The sequence below is a fragment of the Alcanivorax sp. HI0083 genome (genome assembly GCF_001635175.1).
This window is the reverse complement of sequence record NZ_LWFX01000409.1, coordinates 1-8,922: the sequence shown is the minus strand read 5'-3', so window position 1 is coordinate 8,922 and position 8,922 is coordinate 1. Positions and strand designations below refer to the sequence as shown.

Here is an 8,922-nt window from a genome sequence, read left to right as displayed (position 1 = left end):
ACCTTCTTGGCCTCCACCCCGCCCATCACATCCAGGGTTTCTTCTTGCGGCGCATAGACATTGCCGCTGATCACCGCCTTGGGGGCGCCCACCGGGTCATCCATCAACACGGCCAGCTGATAATTTTCCCCCAGCTGCTTGAAGTAAAAGTAGCTTTTGCTTTTTACACCCTCCGCACGGAGCACAAACCTGCCTTCCACCATCCATTCATTCAGTGTTTCCGGGGAGATGGGTACATAGTTCGATTCTTGCAGAGAAGAGCAGCCCTGCAGCGCAAGTAGCAGGACCACCAGCAGCTTTTTACCCTGTTCAAGCAGCAAGGAAATCATCATCATTCACCTGATTGTTGTTGGTATTCGGACTGCTTTTATGCGGTTTGTCGCAAGGCTTTCTTGTCAATCTTGCCCACGGAGGTAAGAGGAATAGCATCAATGAAGAACACCTCTCTGGGTACCTTGTAAGGCGACATATTGGCTTTGCAGAACGTGGACAACTCGGCTTTAAGGTCTGACTCGGACGCCTGATTGTCCGGCATGCGCTGGATATAGAGCTGCACCACATCATTGCCCGGTCGGTCATGATCCGGGCGGCCGACAACCGCGCACATGGCAACCCATGGCAGACTCTGAACCTTGCCCTCCACTTCCACGGAAAACACCTTGTAGCCACCGACAATCAGCATGTCTTTGCTGCGATCACAAACACGGATAAAACCCTCTTCATCCATCACACCGATGTCGCCGGTATGCATCCACGTCTGGCCATCCATCACCCGCAGCGCTTTCCGGGTCGCTTCCGGCATCGCCAGATACCCCTGCATCACCTGCGGGCCGGAAGCGATGATCTCCCCGGCTTCGCCCTGTGGCATGGGGCGTGTGCCGTCTTCAGCATCGACGATGCGCACATCCGTGCCCGGCAGCGGAATCCCCACGTGGGCTTCCTTGAAGTGTGACGCCGGATTCAGCGTGATCACCGGGCTGGTTTCAGTCATGCCGTACACTTCACAAAACTTGCCGGCACCGACCACACTTTCCAGTTTCTGCACCTCTTCTTTGGCAAACGGTGCGGCACCGGAAATAGCCATACGCAAGCCGCTGAAATCCAGTGATTTGAAGGTGTCGTTAGCGCACAGCATTTGGTACAACGCCGGCACCGCAGCCAGCACCGTCGGTGTGCGCTTGTGCATTTCACCAACAAAATGATCAATGTCCCGGGGATCCGGGATCAACAGGAAGGTGGACGCTGTACGCAGGGCATTGAACAACACGGCCGCCCCGCCGATATGAAACAGCGGGAACGCCGAGGCCACCGTTTCTTCACCGGTGCGGTAGCCGTAAAACACATTGGCCTGCAGGTTATTCATGAACAGATTGGATGAGCTAAGCCGGGCCCCTTTCGGCATACCAGTGGTGCCGCCGGTGTATTGCAGATACAGCACTTCATCCATGGCTACCTTTGTGTTGACCGGATCCGCGCTGGCCGGCAGGTGATCATGTAGCGACATCACATTCACACCGTCACGGGATTCCTCCACGCTTTCCCCCTGACCGGAGACCAGGTCCATGGGGCCGGACACAATCACGGTCTGCAGGCTTTCAACCTTGCCCAACACCGGTGGAATGGAGGTCTGCCAGAACGGCATCAGTGTCATCAGAATTTTCACTCTGGCATCGCTGGCCTGGTGAATAATTTCCGGCGGCGTCATTAAAGGCGAAATGCTGGTGCTCACCATGCCCAGACGCGCCGCCGCAATAAAAGCCACCACATACTGCGGGGTGTTTGGCATCTGCAGGCCCAGGACGTCGCCGGCCTTGACGCCTTGCGAGACAAACAACGCCGCCATGCGATCGGCCATCTCATCCAGTTGCCGATAGCTCATGGCCTGGCCCAGGAACACCAGGGCTTCACGATCCGGAAACTGCTCCGCATACCCCCGCACATAGTCAGACAGGGTCTTCTCGGGCAACTCTGGCAGGCTGTGCCAGTCATGGCCCATTGATTCGTAGGTAGACAGCCAGGGGCGGGTATCCGACTTCATAAAAAGCACCTTCAGTTATTGCTGTTATAGGCTTCAGGGTGGCGCTGCGCATCCGAGTAGGCCTTGCGGGCCAGTGGAATCAGTCGCCACTTTTTCGGTGTCAGGGCGTGCATGGCACGGTACGTGCCACACCACAGACGGAAAAGGCGTTCATCGCTGGTGGTCCAGGGGATCTGGAATTTTTCACGGAACGCAACGGGCAGTGTTGCGCGCAGATTGAATCGCATGAAGCGCCCCATCACGGCAAGGATCATGCGCCAGGCGGCATCGGGTATCTTGCTGTTTGGGGGCTTGGGAATTTCCAGATAATGTTCGGGGCGCATCAGATCCTGCACCACGTCTCCCCACTCCAGTTTGTCGCGAATCATGCCATGGAAGTAATCCCAGTATTCACTCTCCGTGGCGGGCAAGTCCTGGTCACGGATGCCCATCAGTTTTCCCAGTTGCCGCCATTCGGCAAACATCGCATGGCGCTGCCGGGTGGTAGGCGACGAGCCGAAGAACTCATGCATACGAATGGTGGCATCGTAGCCGGTGATGTGTACCCAGCTGTAGGCTTCCGGGTCCAGCGCGAAGTACTTATTTCCCTGCTTGTCGACCCCCTTGATGGAGCGATGCAGGTCATACAGTTTCACCCCCATCTCGATAGCACGCTGGGGCCGCGCATACACAATGGGCCAGAGCAATTCGGTAGACCGTTTGGCGCGGCCCCAGGGGTCGGTTTTATAGACCGAGTGTTCTCCCACGCCCGCATCGATAATCGGATGCGCCACCTGCAGCACAAAAGCCTGCGGCAGCATCAAGTGAAAACGCCAGGAACCGAAGTCCTGCCAGGTCAGGGAGTCAGGTCCCAACGGTTGAAGGTCCAGGTGTCGTTCTGTCTGTTCAGCGGTCTGTGTCATGGGGGAGCTCGATAACTGGCTATGAGACAAATACAAAAATACGTCTCACCCATGCCGAGAGGCAACCCATGCATACAGCTTTCACTGTTATGTTTAGGACAAAATGATCAATTACCCGTCACATTGGGTCAGGAGGGTCAGGAAGACAATCAAGGTGTCAGGAGCGGGCGCAGGTAGTCTTCCGCCACCCGGCGTACGCTGTCAGCATCGGCCGGGTTCAATACGCCATCAGGGGACAGCACCATGGACTGCATAAGCCGTAACATCAGTTCCGCCATGGGCTCCATGGGCTGCTGACGAATAGCACCGCTATCCTGCTCCACCTGCAACAACCCCGCCAGATAGATACGGAAGAACCCCATCATTTGCCACAGGCGTTGCGTCAGTAGCGGCAAAATGGTCTCCGGTTCGGAAGTCAGCAGCCGCTTCAGCAACGGATGCCGGTGGGCCCGGGTCACCGCCAGCACGAAGGATTCAAGAACACGTTCAAGGCCGCTGTCCAGCTTCTCCAGTTCATCTTCGATCATCGCCAGTTGTCGCTGGCATTCGCGCAGAATCACCACCTGAATCAACTGGTCCTTATCCGCAAAACGACGATAGGCCGTCGCCCGACCAATGCCCGCACGGGTGGCCACATCTTCCATGGTGGTACGTCGCAAACCGAATTCCACGAACAATGCCAACCCGGCATCAAGAATTTTCTCGTAGGTTCTATCGCCCTGGGGAACCTGAAGATTCTTGAGCAGCGCCGCCGACGCGATATTTTTGCGAGACATTCCAACTCCCTGTGATATGAACCGGATACGCGATCAACCTGCGCGAATACCCTCATCAAGGGTATATACCCCATGGCTCCCCAGCCCGCAAATTCCGTTTCATAGCAATGCCTCCATGACCAAGCAACAAGCCCCGCCATGGTATCGGCTCAGGCGGGTTGCACCATCGCCCTTAAATGCATATCCGCATTACCAAACAGTCCATCCGCTGCCGTCAACCGCTTGACGAAATGGCCCACACCCAATTCATCGGTCATGCCCATGCCACCATGGATCTGGATGGCTTCCTGGCCGATCTTGCGTCCGGCACGGCCCAACTGGGCCTTCATGGCATACACCGCCTTATCCGCATCCTCGTGGCCTTCCACGTATTTCAGTGTGGATGCCAGCAACAGGGAGCGGGTCTGTTCCATAGCGATGAACATATCCGCCATGCGGAACTGCAGCACCTGGAATTTACCGATAGCCAAGCCGAACTGTTTGCGGGTCTTGGTGTATTCCACCGTATCGTTAAGCAACACGGACATGCTTCCCACACTCTCTGCTGACAAGGCCAACAGCCCCTCATGCAGCACCGCTTTGGCCACATCATAGCCTTTGTTCAGCTCACCGATGCGAGCCACACCAGGCACCGTCACGTCTGAGAAGCGAATTTCTGCCCCCTGGCGGCCATCCACCATGCGATGGGGCACGCGCGCGATTCCTTCGGCACTGGCATCTACCAGAAACAAAGACAAACCATCCTTATCACCCGGCTGTCCAGCGGTACGGGCCAGCACCACCAACAGGTCCGCCTGGTCACCATTCATCACCGATGCCTTGGTGCCATTCAACACCACATTATCGCCTTTCACTGTGGCCTGAAGGGCGGTGTTTTCCAGGCTAAAAACCCGTTCGTACTCTTCAGCGGCAAACGCCAGCTGCAAGCGTCCCTCGATCAATGCGGGAATGGTTTCCGCCTGTTGGGACGCCTCGGCCCGGCGCAGAAACCCGCCACCCAACACCACGGTGGCGATATACGGTGACATGATCAGGCCTTCACCCAGCGCCTCGAGCAGCACCATGGTTTCCAGCGGGCCCATGCCCATGCCCCCGTGTTCTTCCTCAAACGGCACCGCCAACCAACCCAGTTCAGCCAGCTTCTGCCAGGTGGCTGTATCCAGGGGCATCAGTTTTTTATTCTGCCGATGGGTTTCGACATCACTGTTGTCGCGCACAAACCGCTTGGCGCTATCCGCCAGCATTTGCTGTTCTTCACTCAACTGAAAATTCATCGTTGTTCTCCATTCCCGGGTAGCTGCCGGCTCTCACCGTTCCAGCCTTCACCATGCGAGCATGGTTTCCCACAAAACCTGACACCACCGAGAGCCCCTGCGGGAAGTCATGCTCGCATGACGAATCCCGGCCCTCAGTCACCCTCAAAGCCCCAACACCGCCTTGGCGATAATCCCGCGCTGCACCTCATTGGAGCCGCCGTAAATGGAGCAGGCTCGGGAATTGAGATAATGGGGCATGGCGGTGAGCGCATATTCCGGCCCGGTAATCGGCTGATCGTCGCCGGGCACCAGCGCCTGGGGCTGCCAGATCGTCGCCTGCGCCCCCAGGGTTTCGATGCGCAGTTCCGTCACTTTCTGCAGTAGCTCGGTACCCAGAATCTTGGTCATGGACGACAGCGCCCCCGGATCCTTGCCGGCTGACAGCGCCGACTTGATACGCATTTCCGTAAACTCCAGGGCCAGCACATCCGCCTCCAGCTGGGCCAGCTTGTGCTGCCATACCGGATCGTCCAGCAAGGCACCAAACGCGGTCTGCTGTTTGGATGCCATCACCTTGATCTTTTCCAACTGCACATGAAGGCTGGGAGCATACTCCTGGCCACCGCGTTCGAACGTGAGCAGGTATTTGGCCACCGTCCAGCCATCGTTTTCCTCACCAACACGGTTCTTCTGCGGTACGCGGACATTGTCGAAAAACACTTGGCACTGCTCGGTCACTTCATCCAGACCAACGATGGGTTCAATGGAAATACCCGGCAGGTCCATATCCAGCAACAGGAAGGTGATGCCCTGTTGCGGTTTGCCGTCTTTGCGGGTGCGCACCAACGCGAACATCTTGTTGGCGTAATGGGCGTAGGTGGTCCAGATCTTGGTGCCATTGATGATGTAGTCATCACCGTCTTTCTCAGCGAAGGTTTTCAACGATGCCAGATCGGAGCCAGCACCCGGCTCCGAGTAACCCTGGCACCAGAAATGTTCACCGCTGAGGATCTTTGGCAGGTATTCCTTCTGCTGCTCTTCAGTGCCACAACCAATCAGGCAGGGCCCGCACATGTGCAAGCCCATGGGCACCAGTGGCGGGGTTTCCGCACGCACCAGCTCTTCGGCGAAAATGGCCCGTTGGGTCACGCTCCAGCCGGTACCTCCGAACTCTTTTGGCCAGTGCGGGGCCGCCCAGCCCTTGTTGTTCAGGATCGTCTGCCAGGCCATGGCCTCTTTCACCGGTGAAAACACCGATGTCACCATCTTGCCCGCCTCGCGAATTTCATCGGTGAGGCTTTCTTCCAGGAAGGTTCGCACCTCATCCCGAAATGATGCTTCCTGTTCCGGCACCTGCAGATCCATGACGCACTCCACTTATGTATAAACTCAATCAGCCCAGTGTACGGGAGGCGACTTGAGACAATAATGACGATTCGTTTCACCCGGATGGCCAAAACCGTCAAAACAGGCAGAGCCCTTACCCTGCCTGCGCCAGTCAGCCCGCAACACTCCCCCGTCCACCTGGTTTATACTCCCCACCACATTCAATCGATACGACACGGNGTCCCCATGAGCATCAACTGGTTCCCCGGCCACATGAACAAGGCCATCCGCGAAATCCGCGACATTCTTCCCAAGGTGGACCTGATCATCGAGGTGGTGGACGCGCGCCTGCCCTACAGCAGCGCCAACCCGGTGATCGAACAATTCCGGGCCGACAAGCCCTGCCTGAAACTGCTCAGCAAAAGCGACCTGGCCGACCCCGCCGTCACCCAGCAGTGGCTTGATCACCTGGAGCAGGACCCGAAAGTTCGTGCTCTGGCCATCACCACCGACAAACCGGAACAGATCCGCAAACTGGTGGACACCGCCCTGAAAATGGCCGGCAAGCGGACCGACCGCGCCACCAGCGTTACCGCCCTGATCACCGGCATTCCCAACGTGGGCAAATCCACCCTGATCAACAACCTGGCCAGCCGCATCATCGCCAAAGCCGGTAACGAACCCGCCGTCACCCAGCGCCAGCAACGCATCGACCTGCGCAACGGCCTGGTGCTCATCGACACCCCCGGCATTCTCTGGCCGAAAATCGAAAACCCGGACAGCGGTTACCGCCTGGCCCTCTCCGGCGCCATCAAGGCCACCGCCATGCAGGAAGACGACGTGGCCCTGTTCGCTGCCGAATACTTCATGCAGGCCTACCCGCAACAAATGAAAGAACGCTTCAAACGCGACGACCTGCCCGAAGACGGCGTGCCCTTCCTGGAAACCATCGGCAAACAACGGGGCTGCCTGGGCAGCGGCGGCCACGTGGACTTCGACCGCGCCGCCACCCTGCTGATCAGCGAATACCGCGGCGGCAGACTGGGCCAGCTCACCCTGGAAACCCCGGCCATGGCGGAGCAAGAGCATGTGAAGGTGGCGGAGATACGCAGGTTGAAAGAGGAGGAGAAGGAGGCGAAGAAGAAGGCCAGGAAGGCGGCGTATAAGGCGAAGGGGCAGAAATAGGTTATCCCAGCGAAAATGGCTAGAGATTATCGCTGTCGGGAATGAAAACGTACCGCTTCTTCTTTCGAAGAAAACCGTGGTTCAGACGCCTTTTCGGGAACATCAAAACCTTCCAGCCTCAAGCCCGCTGCATCATTGCGACGGCGAACGCTGGCGAAGTATGCCATTTTGGTTTTTAAAGAGGGAGAAATCATCACGTCACCTCGGTCAAATTCATTATGCTGTTGAGTGACTTTTACAACACAACCATCACATGCCCATGCCGCTTCAGCCACTCCCGGCATTCTTCATAATCGGGCAGCACCCTGCCCACCTCACCCCAGAACTGCGGCGAGTGATCATGGCGAATCAAATGACATAACTCGTGGACAACCACGTAATCCACCATACGGTTCGGGGCCATCATGATCTGCCAGTTGAATTGCAGCTCACCTTTCGCGGTGCAGCTTCCCCAGCGGGATTTAAAGGTTTTGATAGACACATTGGGGACAGTGACGCCCACCTGCGGCGCCCAGCGGGCGACTTTATCTTTTAGTTTCGTTTCGGCCTGGCGCTTGTACCAGCGAATCAGGGCGTTGCGGATCATGTGGGGTTGTTCCGCGCCCTGGGGCACGGACACCAGCAAACGCCCCTGCACCAATTTCACCGGAGCGAAGAGGCCTTTTTCCACTTTCAGCCGGTAGTTGCGGCCAAGGTAGGAGAAGGACTCTCCGGAGACGTAGCGCTTGCTGCTGGGCGGGGTCATCTCCTGATGAAGCGCGATCTTTTCCTTGATCCAGCGGCGTTTGGCCGCCAGCAATTCGCCAATACGCTCCAAAGAAACGTCCGCCGGCACCACCACCGACACCGCCCCTTCTTCCACCCGGATATCGGCAGACTTGCGGCGACTGGTGCGGATCACTTCGGCAATAAAGCCGTTGCCGTCGATAAATTCAGGACGCTTCAAGCTATAGCTCTCTGATCCAGTCCAGCGTTTCCGGGTGGCGCTGAATCAGGCGCATCAGGGTGGTCGAGCCCTGGTCCGGTTTACCACGGTCCTGCTCCCAGCGCTCAAGCGTGCGCACACTCATGCGTAGCATGTTGGCGAAGATCGGGCGGGACACTTTCAGGCTTTCGCGCAGCGAACGAATTTCTGCAGCGGTAATTTCCAGCGGGTCTTTCAGTTCCAGCTCAGTGGTCTGCAGGGTTTGCTTGCCCTCCCGGGCATCCTGCAACGCCTCAAAGCCTTCGGTCAGTTCGCCGAAGATATCGCGCTTGTTGTCAGTCTTCTTTGCCATGGCTTCTCGCCTCCACCTCGCGCGCCAGCAGCGCCTTGAGGGCTTTCTTCTGGTCAGCGGTCAAATCGGTTGCCTCATCCTTGTCATACAGGGTGAACAACCAGAACTGTGCGCCACCGGCGTACCAGTAATAGATAATCCGCACCCCACCGCGCTTGCCCT

The 8,922-nt window shown here is 57.4% G+C and carries 9 protein-coding genes and 1 pseudogene; 1 reads left to right on the top strand and 9 read right to left on the bottom strand.

The genetic code is table 11. From position 1 onward, the window contains the following. The 6 genes and pseudogenes from A3754_RS04270 to A3754_RS04245 form a co-directional block, all read right to left on the bottom strand. Positions 1 to 335, bottom strand: a pseudogene (locus tag A3754_RS04270) (hypothetical protein); the annotation flags it as partial. Between the two features lie 32 nt (positions 336 to 367). Then, positions 368 to 2,038 carry a class I adenylate-forming enzyme family protein gene (locus A3754_RS04265; RefSeq protein ID WP_063518927.1) on the bottom strand — a complete coding sequence of 557 codons (1,671 nt, stop codon included), beginning with the start codon at positions 2,036 to 2,038 and terminating at the stop codon, positions 368 to 370. Between the two features lie 11 nt (positions 2,039 to 2,049). Continuing rightward, positions 2,050 to 2,940 carry an oxygenase MpaB family protein gene (locus A3754_RS04260; RefSeq protein WP_063518926.1) on the bottom strand — a complete coding sequence of 297 codons (891 nt, stop codon included), beginning with the start codon at positions 2,938 to 2,940 and terminating at the stop codon, positions 2,050 to 2,052. Between the two features lie 149 nt (positions 2,941 to 3,089). After that, positions 3,090 to 3,716, bottom strand: coding sequence for a TetR/AcrR family transcriptional regulator (locus A3754_RS04255; protein WP_063518542.1), 627 nt, complete (start codon positions 3,714 to 3,716; stop codon positions 3,090 to 3,092). A 149-nt stretch (positions 3,717 to 3,865) separates the two neighbouring features. Further along, the gene (locus A3754_RS04250) at positions 3,866 to 4,990 is read right to left on the bottom strand and encodes an acyl-CoA dehydrogenase family protein (protein WP_063518925.1); all 1,125 of its coding nucleotides are present in this window, start codon (positions 4,988 to 4,990) and stop codon (positions 3,866 to 3,868) included. A 144-nt stretch (positions 4,991 to 5,134) separates the two neighbouring features. Then, positions 5,135 to 6,337 carry an acyl-CoA dehydrogenase family protein gene (locus A3754_RS04245; RefSeq protein ID WP_063518924.1) on the bottom strand — a complete coding sequence of 401 codons (1,203 nt, stop codon included), beginning with the start codon at positions 6,335 to 6,337 and terminating at the stop codon, positions 5,135 to 5,137. A 207-nt stretch (positions 6,338 to 6,544) separates the two neighbouring features. Between A3754_RS04245 and ylqF the strand changes: the two genes are divergently transcribed. Continuing rightward, complete coding sequence (ylqF, locus tag A3754_RS04240) at positions 6,545 to 7,483, top strand: ribosome biogenesis GTPase YlqF (RefSeq protein WP_063518923.1); 939 nt, start codon at positions 6,545 to 6,547, stop codon at positions 7,481 to 7,483. Between the two features lie 26 nt (positions 7,484 to 7,509). Here the strand turns inward: ylqF and A3754_RS26460 are convergent, their stop codons facing one another. Genes A3754_RS26460 through A3754_RS04230 form a run of 3 tightly spaced genes read right to left on the bottom strand, consistent with a single transcriptional unit; the run spans position 7,510 to position 8,760 of the window. Continuing rightward, positions 7,510 to 7,758 (bottom strand): YhfG family protein, encoded by a 249-nt coding sequence (locus A3754_RS26460; protein WP_156496774.1) that lies wholly within the window; start codon positions 7,756 to 7,758, stop codon positions 7,510 to 7,512. Then, positions 7,719 to 8,429 (bottom strand): M48 family metallopeptidase, encoded by a 711-nt coding sequence (locus A3754_RS04235; RefSeq protein WP_063518922.1) that lies wholly within the window; start codon positions 8,427 to 8,429, stop codon positions 7,719 to 7,721. The genes A3754_RS26460 and A3754_RS04235 overlap by 40 nt, the downstream gene beginning before the upstream one ends. Position 8,430: 1 nt before the next feature. Then, positions 8,431 to 8,760, bottom strand: coding sequence for a DNA-binding transcriptional regulator (locus tag A3754_RS04230; RefSeq protein ID WP_063518851.1), 330 nt, complete (start codon positions 8,758 to 8,760; stop codon positions 8,431 to 8,433). Positions 8,761 to 8,922: the final 162 nt, after the last annotated feature.

Coding starts and splice junctions, on each gene's coding strand:
- A3754_RS04230 (WP_063518851.1), bottom strand. CDS start 8,760: ATGGCAAAGAAGACTGACAACAAGCGCGATATCTTCGGCGAACTGACC.
- A3754_RS04255 (WP_063518542.1), bottom strand. CDS start 3,716: ATGTCTCGCAAAAATATCGCGTCGGCGGCGCTGCTCAAGAATCTTCAG.
- A3754_RS04265 (WP_063518927.1), bottom strand. CDS start 2,038: ATGAAGTCGGATACCCGCCCCTGGCTGTCTACCTACGAATCAATGGGC.
- A3754_RS04260 (WP_063518926.1), bottom strand. CDS start 2,940: ATGACACAGACCGCTGAACAGACAGAACGACACCTGGACCTTCAACCG.
- A3754_RS04250 (WP_063518925.1), bottom strand. CDS start 4,990: ATGAATTTTCAGTTGAGTGAAGAACAGCAAATGCTGGCGGATAGCGCC.
- A3754_RS04245 (WP_063518924.1), bottom strand. CDS start 6,337: ATGGATCTGCAGGTGCCGGAACAGGAAGCATCATTTCGGGATGAGGTG.
- ylqF (WP_063518923.1), top strand. CDS start 6,545: ATGAGCATCAACTGGTTCCCCGGCCACATGAACAAGGCCATCCGCGAA.